19 protein-coding genes are annotated in these 14,539 nt (G+C 57.4%); 9 read left to right on the top strand and 10 right to left on the bottom strand.

Annotated features, from left to right (window positions below; translation table 11 throughout):
• Positions 1-222: 222 nt before the first annotated feature.
• Positions 223-366: a hypothetical protein gene (locus tag Q5H89_RS21525; RefSeq protein WP_305021395.1), complete on the bottom strand. Its 144-nt coding sequence runs from the start codon at positions 364-366 to the stop codon at positions 223-225.
• A gap of 29 nt (positions 367-395) precedes the next feature.
• Between Q5H89_RS21525 and Q5H89_RS21520 the strand changes: the two genes are divergently transcribed.
• Positions 396-644 (top strand): hypothetical protein, encoded by a 249-nt coding sequence (locus Q5H89_RS21520; RefSeq protein WP_305021394.1) that lies wholly within the window; start codon positions 396-398, stop codon positions 642-644.
• An 81-nt stretch (positions 645-725) separates the two neighbouring features.
• On the opposite strand, the gene Q5H89_RS21515 is transcribed toward Q5H89_RS21520, so the two are convergent.
• The 9 genes from Q5H89_RS21515 to Q5H89_RS21475 form a co-directional block, all read right to left on the bottom strand.
• Positions 726-1,274, bottom strand: coding sequence for a hypothetical protein (locus Q5H89_RS21515; RefSeq protein ID WP_305021393.1), 549 nt, complete (start codon positions 1,272-1,274; stop codon positions 726-728).
• Entirely contained in the window at positions 1,271-2,401 is a 1,131-nt protein-coding gene (locus tag Q5H89_RS21510; protein ID WP_305021392.1) for a hypothetical protein, read from the bottom strand. Before Q5H89_RS21510 ends, Q5H89_RS21515 begins: the two co-directional genes overlap by 4 nt.
• Before the next feature lies 1 nt (position 2,402).
• Positions 2,403-2,930: a hypothetical protein gene (locus Q5H89_RS21505; protein WP_305021391.1), complete on the bottom strand. Its 528-nt coding sequence runs from the start codon at positions 2,928-2,930 to the stop codon at positions 2,403-2,405.
• 26 nt (positions 2,931-2,956) lie between these two features.
• Positions 2,957-3,802 (bottom strand): hypothetical protein, encoded by an 846-nt coding sequence (locus Q5H89_RS21500; RefSeq protein WP_305021390.1) that lies wholly within the window; start codon positions 3,800-3,802, stop codon positions 2,957-2,959.
• Between the two features lie 13 nt (positions 3,803-3,815).
• Positions 3,816-4,502 carry an RNA polymerase sigma factor gene (locus tag Q5H89_RS21495; protein ID WP_305021389.1) on the bottom strand — a complete coding sequence of 229 codons (687 nt, stop codon included), beginning with the start codon at positions 4,500-4,502 and terminating at the stop codon, positions 3,816-3,818.
• Positions 4,502-5,335, bottom strand: a complete 834-nt coding sequence (locus Q5H89_RS21490) for a hypothetical protein (RefSeq protein WP_305021388.1) — start codon at positions 5,333-5,335, stop codon at positions 4,502-4,504. The genes Q5H89_RS21495 and Q5H89_RS21490 overlap by 1 nt, the downstream gene beginning before the upstream one ends.
• A gap of 205 nt (positions 5,336-5,540) precedes the next feature.
• Positions 5,541-5,870, bottom strand: coding sequence for a hypothetical protein (locus Q5H89_RS21485; protein ID WP_305021387.1), 330 nt, complete (start codon positions 5,868-5,870; stop codon positions 5,541-5,543).
• A gap of 113 nt (positions 5,871-5,983) precedes the next feature.
• Positions 5,984-6,403 (bottom strand): hypothetical protein, encoded by a 420-nt coding sequence (locus tag Q5H89_RS21480; RefSeq protein WP_305021386.1) that lies wholly within the window; start codon positions 6,401-6,403, stop codon positions 5,984-5,986.
• A 39-nt stretch (positions 6,404-6,442) separates the two neighbouring features.
• The gene (locus Q5H89_RS21475) at positions 6,443-6,694 is read right to left on the bottom strand and encodes a hypothetical protein (protein ID WP_305021385.1); all 252 of its coding nucleotides are present in this window, start codon (positions 6,692-6,694) and stop codon (positions 6,443-6,445) included.
• A gap of 127 nt (positions 6,695-6,821) precedes the next feature.
• Between Q5H89_RS21475 and Q5H89_RS21470 the strand changes: the two genes are divergently transcribed.
• The 8 genes from Q5H89_RS21470 (at position 6,822) to Q5H89_RS21435 (ending at position 14,508) form a co-directional block, all read left to right on the top strand.
• On the top strand, positions 6,822-7,604 hold the full coding sequence (locus Q5H89_RS21470; protein WP_305021384.1) for an XRE family transcriptional regulator: 783 nt from the start codon (positions 6,822-6,824) through the stop codon (positions 7,602-7,604).
• A gap of 44 nt (positions 7,605-7,648) precedes the next feature.
• Entirely contained in the window at positions 7,649-8,827 is a 1,179-nt protein-coding gene (locus Q5H89_RS21465; RefSeq protein ID WP_305021383.1) for a dsDNA nuclease domain-containing protein, read from the top strand.
• 33 nt (positions 8,828-8,860) lie between these two features.
• Positions 8,861-10,579: a hypothetical protein gene (locus tag Q5H89_RS21460; protein ID WP_305021382.1), complete on the top strand. Its 1,719-nt coding sequence runs from the start codon at positions 8,861-8,863 to the stop codon at positions 10,577-10,579.
• 396 nt (positions 10,580-10,975) lie between these two features.
• Positions 10,976-11,209, top strand: coding sequence for a hypothetical protein (locus Q5H89_RS21455; RefSeq protein ID WP_305021381.1), 234 nt, complete (start codon positions 10,976-10,978; stop codon positions 11,207-11,209).
• Between the two features lie 377 nt (positions 11,210-11,586).
• The gene (locus tag Q5H89_RS21450) at positions 11,587-11,904 is read left to right on the top strand and encodes a hypothetical protein (RefSeq protein ID WP_305021380.1); all 318 of its coding nucleotides are present in this window, start codon (positions 11,587-11,589) and stop codon (positions 11,902-11,904) included.
• Positions 11,905-12,087: 183 nt separating this feature from the next.
• Positions 12,088-12,561: a hypothetical protein gene (locus Q5H89_RS21445; RefSeq protein WP_305021379.1), complete on the top strand. Its 474-nt coding sequence runs from the start codon at positions 12,088-12,090 to the stop codon at positions 12,559-12,561.
• 227 nt (positions 12,562-12,788) lie between these two features.
• Positions 12,789-13,091, top strand: coding sequence for a hypothetical protein (locus Q5H89_RS21440; RefSeq protein WP_305021378.1), 303 nt, complete (start codon positions 12,789-12,791; stop codon positions 13,089-13,091).
• Positions 13,092-13,200: 109 nt separating this feature from the next.
• Positions 13,201-14,508, top strand: a complete 1,308-nt coding sequence (locus tag Q5H89_RS21435) for a tyrosine-type recombinase/integrase (RefSeq protein WP_305021377.1) — start codon at positions 13,201-13,203, stop codon at positions 14,506-14,508.
• The last annotated feature ends 31 nt before the right edge of the window (positions 14,509-14,539 follow it).

Genomic DNA, 14,539 nt, shown 5'->3' with positions numbered 1-14,539 from the left:
GCACGTTTGGACCGGGCAGCAGCAGTATCTACACGCTCGTCTTCGTTAAAGGCCAGTAGCCCGCAACCGTTCGACGACTGCGGGCTGGTTGGCATCTACTCGGGCGGCAGTGCGGGGCATTAGTTTTGCAGAATGAATCTCAAGGAATCCTTTCAAAAACAGTATTTTCGGACGGTGCTATTACTAGCACTAGCAGGCACTGCGTTTGGGGCAATCGGTTGGCTATTTTATTTCTTCGAGGGTATGTAGCTGCCTAGGTGGCGTGGTCGCAGCTGGTCGAGGTGAAGGGGTAGCTTCAATGCGCAACTGGTCGAGGTAGTCGGCTATCTCGCCAGCCGACACAGCGGGGTCGTTGTAAGGGCTCATGGAGAGGAACTAGCCACTACCTTCGTGGTATGAGCTTACTTTTAGTTGTTGTGACCACCCACAAGGCCAATACGATACCGCTCTTTTTGCTAGGATTAGGGGCTATTCTGACCGGCCCTGCAATTCGCCTTCGCGAACAGGCTAGGCAGCAGCTAGCAGTTGGAAAGGGAGCCAGCATTGAGAAGGTTAAGTGGCTGGAACGGGCAGTGATTGGCTGTGGCATATTGCTGGCAGCTGGTGCTATTGGGGTGATTGCAGATGTGTCGCGGCTTCCGTAAGGGGCAGCGTTCTGGCATCCTGCTTCGGGTCCATCGGCGGCCAGTGGTGGTGCCAGCAGTGGCCGTAGATGAAGGGGGCACTCACGGCGGGAAAGCCGGTACCTCGTGCGTAGTGCGGGGCTGCGAGGCAATCCAGCCGCCGCCCTCGGGTGGGCGGTGGGCCTGGCCGGCGCGCTCGTCAATGGCGGCTTCCAGCTCTGTAGCCAGCGCCTCGGCTTCGTAGTTGGGCAGCCGGGCGGCCAGGGCGTGCAGGCTTCGAACGAGCTGCCTAGCCGGTAGTAGTGGGTGCGCAACGGCAGTGCGCACCGCCTGGCAGTAGTAGGTACTAGCAAGCAGCGAGGGGTCGGGCCGCTGGCCCTGGGCAACGGCGGCTAGCTCCTGCCGCAGCAAGCGTAGCAGGTTGGGGCCGGTGTCGGCGGCGACGGCCAGCACCCAGCGGTCGGGCGTGCCTGCGGGCAGGGAGCGGTACACGCTTGCCTCCAGCCATTTACTCGGGTACTTGAGGTACTTGCGGCCGGGTGGGGCGTCGCGGTAGTTCCAGTGAATGACGCAGTAGCAAGCCGGGTCGTAGGCGTGGGCGGCCTGGGTGCAGGCGACCAGCGTGTCGGGGTGCAGGTGGGGGCAGCTCATGCGGCGGGTAGGGTGATGGGTCTGCCGTGGGGGTGCCAGTTATTGAACTCGTTGGTTGTTGCCGTGCGCAGGCCCGGCGCGGCGTGGTGGGCGTTGAGCTCAGCGGCCGGGATGTAGAAGCCTTCGGCCGTGGCGCAGGCCAGCGGGCTCACGCCGTTGAGCAGGTAGCGGGCCTGCTGCCAGTCGTAGCTCAGGCTGATGTCGGGGCGCTCGCTGCCCTCGCCTATGCTGCCGGGGAAGCCCACGAGCTTGTGGCTCTTGATTTTGTGCAGGTAGATGGCTACCTCCCGAAACAGCGGGTCGGTGCGGGGCAGGTGCTTGTAGGGGCGGTAGACCGTGCCGATGACGTGGGCCATGTTCTCCCAGGTCTGCCCACCCGAAATGCTGGTGCCGTCGGGGATAGGTCGGGCCTGGCCGTACTTCATCCCGTCGAGCCGCTTGGGGTGGGCCGTGATGGTGAGGCTCTGCTTGGTGTCCACGGTCCAGTCGGTGAGCTGGCCCAGCACGTTGGTCAGGTAAGCCTCGTAGCCACCCAGCGCGTTCATGGCCGAGTGGTCTACCTTGTTCCAGGGGTCGAGCAGGCAGTGGCTGACGCCGTGCTTGGCAATGGCGGCCTCGAAGTAGCCCAGCAGGTGCTGCGGGGTGCGGCCCATGCCCTTGCCGGGGTACACTACCAGGAAGTGCGCCCGCACGAACTCCTTGGCCAGCGCGTAGCGGTTCATCGCTAAGTGATTGGCCCAGCTGCGGTCAGGATTCTGGCCGGTGAGGGCGTGGATGAGCTGGTCGTAAATCTGCTCCTCAGGCATGTTCTCGGGCGAGAAGATGGCCGATTTCTTGCGCTTGAACACGGCCCGCAGCAAGAGCAATTGATAGATAAACTCGGTCTTGCCGTCGCCGGGCCAGCCGGTCCACACGTTGCAGTAGCCGGCCATCCACTTGAAGTGCTCATCCAGGGCCGGCAGGTGAGTGGTTTCGCCCTTGGTGCGGCCGTGCTGGTAGTCGTGCTGCATGCGGCCCCAGGTGGCGTCGTCGAGCGGGCGCAGGGCGCCGGCCGGGTCGGGGCGGGTAGTGTCGGCCGGCGGGCCTGTGGCCAGCGCCGGGGTGGTGAAGTCGTCGAAGAGTCCCATCTCAGGCGGCTTGGGCGGGTGGCAGGATGGGGCCGAAGCCCTCGGCGGCGTGGCGCTGGCCCAGCCGGGCCAGGAAGGCCTGCACCCGCTGCACCAGGGGTGAGGACGTGTAGCCGGGCGGAGTAGGTAGGATGGCGTGCTGGGCGTAGAGGCCCAGCACCCGCTCGTGGGCTTGCTGGCCCACCGTTAGGCCACGGCGGTAGCCCCGCACGTAGCCCAGGCGGTACAGGGGGTTGGCCTCGCGCTCGGCCAGCAGCTCCTGGGCTTCGGCCTGCTTTTGGCGGGGCAGGTGAATGGTAAGCAGTTCCTCGACGGCGGCGTGGTAGTCGGCCACGGCCTGAAAGGCAGTCTCCAGGTGCCGGATGTGGTCGAAGATGGGTTGGGCATAGGGCGAAGCGATGTCGAGCTTAGCGGCCCGGTGCTGGGCGTAGTCGCGTAGCGGCAGCAGGGTCTTGCGCAGGGCCTGGGCCCGTTCGGTGAGGCGCGCGCGGCCGTCCAGAGTCGCGGTGGGGTCATACTCAAAAAACATGGGCTAGGGGCTAAGGGGGGGGAGGACTAGGCGGCCACGGCGTGGGTGGCCTGCCACTCGGCTTGCTGGCGGGTTAGCTCTTCCTGCTCGCGGGCTTCTTGCTCGGCCAGGAAGTCATAGTTGAGCACTGGGTCGGCGGCGGCGGGTGGTAGTGCCGGGCGTTGGGGGGGTGGGGCGGGGCTGGCCGGCTGGCGGCGCTTGGCCCAGTCGAGGGCGGTGAGGTAGGCCGAGGTGTACTTCTTGGCTAGCCCGGCGTGGTTTTGCATGGCCAGCAGTACTTCCTGGGTCAGCGGCTCCCCGAAGGCGGCCACGAGCTTGGCCCACTGCTCGGCGGTGAGCGGGGTTTTCAGCCGCAGCACCTCGGGGGCATTGGCCAGCAGCCAGGTTTGCCAGGCTGGGAGTGGGTTGGGAGAAGAATTTACCTCATCCCCTGATTCACCCACCTCGTCGGCGGCAGCCGGCACTGAGGGTTTAGTTTTCCTTTTAGTTTTTTCCTTATTTATAGAGGTGCCGCGTTGGCTGCCGGTATGGGTGCCGCTTTGGCTGCCGCGTTGGGTGCCGCTTTGGCTTACCTGAGGTAAGGGTATTTCGGCATCGGGGTCGAGAAAGCGGTACACCGTGGGGCTGCGCTTATGGCCTGACGTGAATTCCAATAGCCCTGCCTGCTTGAGTCGGTTGCGAGCACTTATCAGCGATTTCTCCGAAATCCCGAGGGTCGCACAGAGAAGCGGGTTTGAGTATTGGAACTCGGTAGGCCAGCTCCGCTCGTTGCACAGGGCCACCAACTCGTAAAACAAGTCGGCCTCGGTGCAGGAGAACAGGAAGCTGATGCGCAGCTTGCGAAACTGGTTGGCGAGGGTGTAGCCGTTCATGGGGCACGGGGCGCTAGGCCGCTAGCTGCGGCTCGCGGAATAAGTCGCCGCTGTGCACGCGGGGCAGGGCAGCGTAGATTTCGGATGCCGGGGCCAGGTGGGCGTGGTGCTGGCCCCAGGCCCGCAGGCTGGTCAGGGCCCGGCGCAGGCGGGCGCGGAAGGTGGCCTCGGCAATGCCGAGCTGGGTGGCGGCTTCCGGCTCGCTCAGCCCGTGGTAGTAGTGCAGCAGCACGCACACGCGGGCCGTGGGGTCGAGGCCCAGCACGGCGTGGGTGGCGGCGGCCACCACCGCCCCGGCGCGCTGCTCGTCTTCCTGGCTGAGGGGTAAGTCCTCGGCGGGCATGGCCACGCTGGCGGGCAGCAGCAGGAAGGGGTTTTCGTCGGGGCCGGGCTCGCTGGGCTTGTTTTTCTTGCTGTGGTAGCTATTGGTGAAGCAGTGCCAGCAAACGGCCATCGCCCAGGAGGCCAAACTACCCGTGGGCGCGTACTTCTGCGCCCGCAGGCCGGTCAGTACCTGCATTAAGGCTTCCTGCACGAGGTCGGCCCGGCGCTCGGGTGGCAGGCCCTTGCCCTTGAGAAAATCGAGCAGGCGGGGCCGCAGCTCGGCCAGCATAGTTCCCAGCGGCGTTTCATCGCCGGTGGCGTAGTAGGCGCGCACCACCTCCCGGTGGCGGGCATCCTGTTGGGCGCGGGGCAGCATTAGAAAAAGCGGAGCCGGTTCGCCTCGGCCTTGCGGTAGTTGTAGATTTCCTGGAACATCTCCAGAAATTGCTTGTGGCCGGCGCAGGGCACCAGGGCCCGGGGCTGCAAGAGAATGGCGCGCATAAACTCCTTGCCGTCGAAGCCCTCCAGGGTGGTGACGCAGTGATGCACGGCCGCCACGAAGCCCGAGTGGTTGGGCTGCTTGAAGGTGGGCACCTCGGCCGCGATGCGCTCGATAAGCTCGGCCACCTGCTCGGCCTTGTAGGCTTCGCCCGCTTTCCAGCGGCCGGCGCGAAATTCCTCGGCGCCGCCCTTGTTGGTGGCGGCCAGCATCATCTTGGCGTTGCTAAAGCTCAGGGTGGGGTGGCGCCGCCGAAAGGCGGTCAGGGCCACGTAGTCGGTGCGGCCCTTCACGGTCCAGAAGTGCAGGTAGTCGGTGCCCTGCCAGTTCTTCTGCGCCACGTTCAGGGTCGTAATGTCGGCCTCGCTCAGCTGCTGACCAATTCGGTAGTACACCGGCAGGCCCAGCTCGCGGGCGGCGGCCAGCCGGTGCTGCCCGTCAATGACGCCCATCTCGGCCGTTACGTCGAGGGGCTTGATGTGCAGCAGGTTGCTTTGGGTAATCATCGCCACCAGCTTGCGGACGTGGTTCAGGTCTACGGGCCGGTTTTCGGGCAGTAGGTGAAACAGGTCGTAGTCGCTCGTTTGGTACACCGTGCCCTCGTGGGCAATGGGGGCCGAGGCCTCGGGCGTGGGCATGGCGCAGAGCTGGCCTACTTGTTGGGCCAGGTCGGCCAGCGGGGTTACGACGGCGGAGGAGGAAGGGAACATGGTCATTATCTTTGTGCCCGCAGGCGTTTTAGTGGTTAAATCGTTTGAGAAAATGGCCGGCCGGGGTTGCAGCCCCGACCGGTTTTTTTGTGTGCTAACATGCTGGAATGCTAGCATTTCGACATGCTGGCCTGCTGTATACATCGTGTACTTTGTATACAAGGGAGGTGCCTGCTGAGCATACTAAGCATGCTCAGCATGCTTGCTAGCGGTAGGCGTGGCGCGTGAGGTAAGCATCCACGGCCGAGCGCCGCACCCGGGCCCCTTTGGCGAAGCCGGTTTCGCCCCGCTCGATTTTGGGCGCCACCGCCGGCCGCTCGGGCTGGCTGCCGCTGGCGGCCCGGTAGGGGCGGCCCAGTACCAGCAGGCGCATGTGGCCCTCGGTGAGCTTGGCGTAGGCCGCGGCCTCGGGAATGGTGAGCCAGGGGTCGGGCTCGGGCAGCGCTTTGAGGTAGGCGGCCACCCCTTGCTCGACCAGGGGGCCGACCAGTTCGACGATGAAGTCCTTGGGTAGGGTGATGGGGAAGCCGTTCATTATGAAGAATAGATGAAGAAATGGGTGTTACCTTAGCCGTTCGAAGGGATTGCCGGCTGGGTAGCCGGTTCTTACTAGGCCCCGGCTGCCTCGAATGGCCGGGGCCTCTTTAGCTAGGCGGCCAGGCGGCCCTGCTGGCGCTCGGGGTACATGGCAATCACCAGGGCCTCGCGGCGGCGCTCCAGGGCCAATTCGTGGGCGTGGTCGGTGAGGTCGATTTCCGAGAAGTACATCTGAACCCCACCCAGCCAGCGCTCCTGCTGCCCGGGCTCGGGGAAGCGGGCGGCTTCGCGGCCGGCGTAGGTGGTGGCCCCCTCGGGGCAGAGCGGCACGTAGGCCCGCAGCGCGTAGGGCTGGCCCTGGGCATCGACGCAGAGGCAGTAGCCCAGCACCGGCAGCACCGTGCCGGCGGGGCGGCCGGCGACATCGGCCTTGAGGTGCAGCAGGTCGCCGGGCAGCAGGCCCTCGGTGAGCAGAATCGGTTTCTCGCCCTTCAGGGCGGAGGCAAGCAGCGGCAGCAGCGGCTTTTCCATGTGGTCAGTGAAAGAGTAGGGGAGGTGTGGAAAGAAGAATTAGGCGGCTTGGGGCAGGGCGGGCAGCTTGTCGGGGTTGGCACTGGCCCAGGCGGCGTAGCCCTGGGGGTTGGTGGCCTCGGCCAGCGCCAGCACGGCGGGCCAGTACTTGCTGGCCGTGTGCTCCAGGCGCACGATTTGCGAGAGGTTCGACACGTTCTTGCTGCCCGTGCGCTTGGCGAGCTCTACCGTGTAGTTGTCGGGCATCAGGTCTCGGATGCTCGTGGGGGGGGGTGCGGGATTTTCGACCATTGGAGTAAGAAAAAGTGGTGTACCTTTCGAGGGTTAGTGTTAGTGTTGGCAAAGGTATGTGATAAATACTTGACAAGTCAAGTAAATGTTGCTACCATGTAGCTAAATATTTTACAGATAAATATAAATGCCTGTCAAGCAAGACTTTGGTGACTTATTAGCATCGCTACGTGAGAGTAAGCAGGTTAGTCAGCAGGCTATTGGCGAGCTGATTGGCGTGTCCCGTAGTGCTGTGAATGGTTATGAAAAGGGTAAAAGCTTCCCCGTTCCTGATAAGCTGGTTAAGCTGGCTCAGTACTTTGGAGTCAGTGTTGACTATTTACTGACAGGGGAGAAGGATTCAAGTCAAGCTTCTCTTTCGGAAGTGTCAAAAAATCCTGGCATACATTCCGCTTCGGGCGATTCAAAGTATCCTACTGGCCAGACCAACGTCCATGCTGTTGGCTTGCTCTCTGACATACCCGTAATAGAACTGCGCCGCGTCAGTTTCAAAGCCCGCGCTAGTTTCAATTACGCCCAACTCCAACGCTTTAAAGACGGCGACATCTTCGACACCGTACTATTTCGCCTTCCTCCTGGTCGTACAGCCGAGGACTACGCCGACGCGTTGGTGTTTGATATTGAGGGCGACAGTATGGAGCCAAACTTGCGCGACGGCCAGCAAGTAATTGCCTGGCCTGTTCCTGATAGCAAGTGGGAATATTTGCACAACACGATTTGCGTCGTGGATTATGGAGAGGATGTGACTGTAAAGGCTATCCGCAAAAACGACCTCAACAACCGCGATGGCTTGACGCTACATGCTACCGGGGGTGGAGGTGGCGAGTTCACCGTGGAGCGCAAGGATATCCACTCTATATGGGAGGTGAGGGAGTTCTATGGAGTAGTGCCGGTGCGGCTGCTTCCCTAAATAATATATAAATTGTTTTGCTAATTTAATTAAATTAAATTTCAATGGGTATTGCAGTGTTCGATGAGTTATATACAGTTGCAAATGATAAGACGCTAGCAGAAAGCGGTGGTGGACACAATGCGAAAGGGATAGAGTTTCAAAAGTATTGGGCAATTACGCGCTTAATAGAACTTACACAGTCGGGGGAGAAAGATTTTCTAGTCCTCTTTGAAGCAATACAAGATGTAGCGGTTTTAAACTCTACTACTAGTCCTACAAAAATTGATGTATATCAAGTAAAGAAGAAGGATAGAGGTGAGTGGACTTGGAGCGAATTGATTATCCTACCTCAACCTGACGACCCTAGCAAACCTAAAAAGATAGTTGCTAAGCCAAAAGCAGGAGTAACTGCTAAAGTGAAAGCACCTGTGGAGATTAAAAATAGTCCGATTGGTAAGTTGTATGCAAGTATGCATGCTCTCAAAGGACTGAAGAGTTCAGCTAGGTTTATTTCAAACGCTGGCTGTAATCTGACTTTAGCAGATGGTAGTAACGCAGCTACCTCGTTGCCGACAAAGCTTTCTGAGCTTCCGGCTCACCAAGTTAGTTTTTTGCTAAAAGAATTAGAAATTTTTCATCAAAATGGTGAACCGGTGCCTGACTTGTCTCGTCTGTATGTAGAGCGTGTAGTACTGTCACCAGATTCACCGAAAACGCAAGTTATCGGATTGGTCCATAGTTTTTTAAGCTCTCGTAGTAAAAGGCATGCGGGACAAGCTGAATCTTTTGTTGATGCTCTGCTCATCCGAATAGGTCCGCTAGGGGCCAAGACAGACACATGCAAATCATTTGATGAAATGCGGGTGCAACATGGGTATAGTAAAGAGGAGTTTGATGAGGCTTTAGGTGCATTGGAGGAATTGCCAGATATCGTAGATATTCTTAATACTTGGTTAGCTACTCTCGCTACAGAAGGAATGGGTATATTAGATACGACTGGAATTAGAATTGCCGCTGCGTCTATTTATAAACGTCAACTTATGGGCGCCAAGTCAAAACAAGATACTGAAGCTATTCGTCACTGCGATATTTGGCTAGCTAATAAGAATGTACCTAATAAACTTATGAATTTTTTTGAAGAAGGTTATAGCCAATTAAAAGATAGTATAGCACTTAAAAAAACCGAAATACTAGCTCATTTTGCATTGAGGGCCATTGAAAAATGTATAGCTCAAATCTAAGAAAACTCGTTAGAAGTTTAAGAACTAAATCGTATGAAAAGCTTCCTATTCGAGAGTATTTACCTTCTTTCCAACAAGGAGAAAAAAGCACGGACAATAAAATTTCATCCAGAAAAAAATCTATTGCGCGGCAGGAATCACACGGGTAAGTCCAGCCTGATTAAAAACTTATTTATCGCTTTAGGGGCTAGGCCTAAAGGTAAATTAGATAAGTGGGATGAAGATGCAATATCCGTTGTCATATTTAGCGTTGATGGTGAGCAATATAAAGTTGTTCATCAGATAGGAAATCGTGCCTTATTCAATCAGGATAATGAGCTTATTGTAGCATCTGGAAATTTCAGAGAGTGGTCAGATGCCTTCGCTAAAGTTGTAGGGTTCAACTTGGTGTTGAATAATAAAAATTCTGGCTCAGCCCTTGCTGACCCTAAATGCTTTTTCTTGCCCTTCTATATTAATCAAGATGGTAGCTGGCAAGCCAGTTGGGATACCTTTTCTGGCTTACAACAGTATAAGTCTCCTTCGGCAGCTATAATAGATTATTTCACAGGTATTAAACCGCCGAAGTACTATGAAATAAATTCTAGTAAGTCTCTATTGCAAAAAACATTAGATGACCTGCATCAAGAACAGAAGTTATTGAAGCGCACGAGAATGCGTTTCGATGAAAAAATGACACTTTCAGGGCCAAAAGTGCAGTCAGGTAATTTTGAAACGGAAATTGCTATGCTCACAAGCGAAGTAAATGCTATAAATAAAAAGCAAGAGCTGTTGCGTGAGAGTGCGGTGCGGGAGCAAGAAATTCTGCATAACATATCAGTGCAGATTAATCTTGCTAATGACACATTAGCTGTATACGAGAAGGATGTAAATTATTTAAAGAAGTCCGAATCTCATACTCAACTTGAATGCCCAACGTGCGGTGTTATACACGAAAAGTCTTTTTTAGAGGTTCTGACATATGCAGATGATGCCCGTAGTTTGCGCAAACTTGTTATCGAGTTGAACGAAGACGCGGAAAAGGTTAATTCCAGTTATACAAGAACTCAGCAAGAGCTTCTTGAATTAGAAAAAGATTACAGTAAAGTAGCAGCTATACTAGACAGGCGCAAAGGCGATTTGAAATTTAGTGATGTTGTAGCTAGTCTAGGAGCAGAAAATGCATTCAAAGTCTTTGAGGAAGAGGGTTTATCTCTCAATCAGGCAATAGATGCTCAAGCAGGCGAAATACAAAGGCTTAATGAGGAGTTAAAAGCGTTGACAGATATCAGCAGGTCTAAATCTATTTTAAGTAGCTTTAGAAATGCTTATCGTTCAGCACTTACAGACCTCAATTTGCCAATAATTGATACGTCTAAACTAAAGTTGACTAGCAGGCCAGACATATCAGGTAGTGGTGGTCCTCGCTCGATATTAGCATACTACGCCGCATTGTGGAGCGTTTGTGGTGGAACATATGCTAATTTTTCGGTTCCTCTAGTAATTGATTCACCTAATCAACAGGGACAGGATGATGTCAATATGCCTGTTATACTCAAATTTATTTCTCAAAATCTTCCTAAAAACTCTCAAGTTATTCTAGGGTCAGAAGTTGACACAGAACAAGAGTTCGATAAGAAGATGGTTTTTGAAAATAAGTACAGTATGTTGCTGACTGAGGAGTATGATAAAGTCAAATCTGTTGTGACCCCTTTAGTAGATAGAATGTTTGTCCAGTTGCAAACTAATAAGTATGCTGTAGATGAGAACTAGAAATTCTATTTTGACACAGGATTTCTGTATCCCTTAACAGTATATCTATCGCAGGAGGAGATGCAAAAAGCGTCGCCCACTATCGGGGTCTTTTGTATCTCTTCCACGAATAAGCTCCTAATGTTAGCTTTCCTGCTCGCTTTCACTTTCCCGGCCTCCACCCAGCACGAGCACCTAACCGTGGCCGAGGTTTTAGCGGGCCTGTGCGCCGTGGGTGGCCTTGGACGGTAACTTGCTCTTACTCCTCCTGCCTAACCGCCTGACCGTGCTATGAGCGCCAATACCCCCACCATTACCCTATCGCCTGCCCAGTTAGCAGCAGTCGCCAGCTTCCTGCTAGAAAACCCCGTCTTAGCCCGCGCATATGGGTTGGCCCCAGCAGAGGCAGGAGTGCCCTTGGCTGATAGACCCGATACGCGCACCTACCACTTGGGCGCCACTCCTACTCGCGGCCGGGGATACGATGACCGCCTCACGATGCGCCTAGGCCCCAGCCGCTCGAAGCTCCTGGAAGAGCTAGCCCTGTGGACGGAGTTCGGTGGGCGGCGCGGGGGGCTACCGCATAAGCGCATCGGTGCCTGCTACTGGGTAAGCGAAACCGATTGCCGGGCCTACATCAGCAATACCTAACTCCTAGAATTAAGGGATTTGAAAAGGCCCAATCTGCCAAGCTCCGTAAATTATACGGAGCTTAAAAGAAGGCTCCTGCAAGCTCTGTAAATTTTACAGAGTTTAATTTGGATGCGGCTTCCATAAGCCCCCTAAAAGGTAGTGACCTTAAACGGCGTAGTTTAAGAGAGCCCCCTTCATCACGGTCTCTTTCGCGCCTTCACTCAGCACGAGTACCTAGCCCTGGCCGGAGCTTCAGCGGGCCTGCGCGCTGGGGGTGGCCGCCGTAGCTAGCCGGGCGCTGGGTGGCTGGGGCCGCTAGGAGCTGTAGCTTCTGCTACCCGCAAGCCCCGCGAATAGGGGAAAAGTCGCTAACTACCTGCTGGCGCAACCATCACATGCTATTACTTAGCAAACTCCCTACTCGCCTGCTTTGGGCTGCCCACCTGCTGGGCATTTTTTTGCTGCCAGCCGCCTATGCATTCCTGGCCTATAGGGGTGAGTACATGGCGGTGGCGATGTATATACTCTTGGCGTGGGAGAAGATAGCCCTGCTGCTGCCGTTCGGGGTAGCTGGGCTGCTGGTGTGGCGGCTGTGGCAGCGGCGGTGGGGGCAGGCGGCGGCGCTGGCCTTGCTGATAGGCGTTGATGTGCTGGTCAGGTATGGTTACTATTTTGCTTTCTTCGTCTCCAGTATGACGGAGAATCCAACTTAGCCAGTATCTCCGGCAGGAAGCAACCACTATCCGCAAAGCCCCGCTCACCCCGGGGCTTTTTCTATCTTCCCCCCATGCAACGAATCACCTGCTACGGCTGGCACGTAGGGAGGCGGGAAGCACCTGGTTCTTGAGAGTAGGCAGCAGCCTAGCCACTTTTGGCCAGCTCCTTATCTTAGGGCGATGAAGTACTTGCTCTTACTTAGTGCGCTGCTGGCCTTCGCCACGTCAAGTATGGCCCAATGCGGTTGCGGTAAGCTGTTGCTGGCAATGGACGACAACCGCAAGTATGCGTACAGTGCTCGTGCAATCAGCGCGCGCGACTCGACCGCAGTTGCCCTGCTAAGCGGTACCGATGATTCCGACCGGCTGCATACCTGGGTGCATTTGCCTGCCTACCAAACGACAAGTATCCTGATTGACGTGACAGACGTGGTAACCCACCAACAAATGCAGCTGTCATTTAAGTCCCGTGGGCTGGATGAAACATACAGACTATTAGTTGATTTTGCCCCCGGTAGTCACTACCAGTTGGCACTGGAGGACTTTAGGCACAAACCTGTTGGCGAGTTTGAAACACTCCCCAGCGAGTTTGAAGTACGCCCTACGAAGAAGCGGGCCGATGGCACCTACTGGCTAAAGCTGCGCAGAAAGTAACGCGGCACGTAGAGAGGCAATGTCACAACCCGCGGAATTTACGGCTAGGCAAAAGGCAGCGCCTAGGCATGGTAGAGTCTGTAGATGTGATTATTCTACAAAGGCGTAGCATAAACATAGGAGAAAACTGAGTCCGTGCGTGTCACACCTACGGACAGGTTGTCCTTGGTAATCGGCTGCTTACGGCGTTGCTTCGCCTATCCTTTTCCACAAACCCAGCTCTCCTCATGCAAACGCTTCGCCTACTCGTCCTCAGCCTCGTTTCGCTCGGGGCCACGGCCGCCGTGCCCCTCGCCAGCCCCCTGCGCACCCAGCAGGCCACCCGCAGCAGCTACCAGGATGGCTACAACCAGGGCTTCTCGGAAACGACCAGCAACAAGTGCATCGACGGCAACAACTTCGAGTACAACTACGCCACCTACTACCGGCCCCGGGCCGAGCAGAACTACCAGAACGACCCCTCCGACTACAACCAGGGCTACCTCGACGGCCAGGCCGAGGGCTACAACACCCCCGTCATGTGCCGGTAGGCTAGCCGGGCATTCTTGCTTGCAGAAGCCTCACCCGTGCGGTGGGGCTTTTTCGTGCTAACACTACTAGCACCTGGTGCTAACTTGGCAGGCCCAACCGCCTAGCCCCATGCCCGAGCCCAAAATCCGTTTCTTCCTGCACAGCGTCGCGGCCGCTACCGGCCACCGGGTTATCTACCTCAGCGTTGGCATAGGAGAGAAGCGCCCCGTGCGCCAGGCTACCGGCTACGCGGCGCATCCCGCCTACTTCAGCCCCACGGCCCCGCACCTGCTTAAGGGCGCCGACGGCTACCGCACCCTCAACGAGAAGCTCGACGAGCTGCGCCTGGCCGTGGCCAAGGCTTGCCGCCGCCTCGAAGATGCCGGCGAGCTCAGCAACGCGGCCCTGGCCCCCCTGCTTAAGGCAGCCGTAACGGCCCTGGCCGGGCGCCCAGCCAAGGCACCGGTAACGCCGGTGCCGGCTAGCCCCACTTCCTTGCCCCTCGCCCAGCAGCCCATGCGGGCCGTACTGGCGGCCTGGCAGGCCGACAACGGCGCCCACCTGGCCAAAGCCTACCTCGACCGCAGCAAGCAGTACGTGGACTGGATGGAGCGCTTCGACCCCCACGTAACCCCGGCCGCTGTAGATGAGCAGTGGGCCAAGCGATACACCGCCTACTTAGTGCGCGACACGCCGTTGTTCAACAACACGATTCATCAGCACCTCAACATGCTGCGCAACCTGGTGGCCCACGCCGGCTTGCCCACCAAGTTCATCAAGAACGGCTTTGCCCACGAGGCCAAGAAGTGCTACCTCACCTGGGAGGAGGTGCAGCGCCTGCACGCCTGGCAGCCCCCGGCCAGCCAGGCTAGCCTCATGCGCCAGAAGGACGTATTCGTGGCCCGCTGCCTGTGCGGGCTGCGCTACTCCGATACGGTGGCCCTGCTGCGGCCCCACATCAAGGCCGGCGCCTCGGTCAACCACATTTCCCTCGACCAGCAGAAGACGCGCGCGGCCGTGCAGATTCCCATCGTGGGCCTGTTGCAGGAGATTCTCGACAAGTACCAGCACTGGCCCACCGGGCAGGCGCTGCCCGTCATCTCGCGCCAGCAAACGGGCAACCTTATCAAGCAGATGCTGCGCGCGGCCGGCATCGACGCGCCCTACGTGCGGGTGCGCTACAAGGGCACCGTCAAGCACGAAACGATTCTCCCGAAGTGGCAGGCCGCCTCTACCCACACGGCCCGCCACACCTACGGGGCGCTGCTGGCCAAGATGAAGGTAGACCCGCTCACTATGCGCGATTTGCTGGGCCACGGCAACTTGTCCTCCACCATGACCTACGTGCACTTGGAAAGCGAGGCCACCGAGCGCACCGTGCTCGACGGCTTTCAGAAGCTCGGCGCAGCCCCCCAATCTGACGCACATACGGCCTGAAAGCTATGTGCGTATGTGCGCTGAAATGCGG

This window comes from Hymenobacter cheonanensis (genome assembly GCF_030581075.1).
Lineage (GTDB): Bacteria > Bacteroidota > Bacteroidia > Cytophagales > Hymenobacteraceae > Hymenobacter.
Note: the sequence above shows the minus strand (reverse complement) of the source record. Positions and strands in the feature narration are given on the sequence as shown.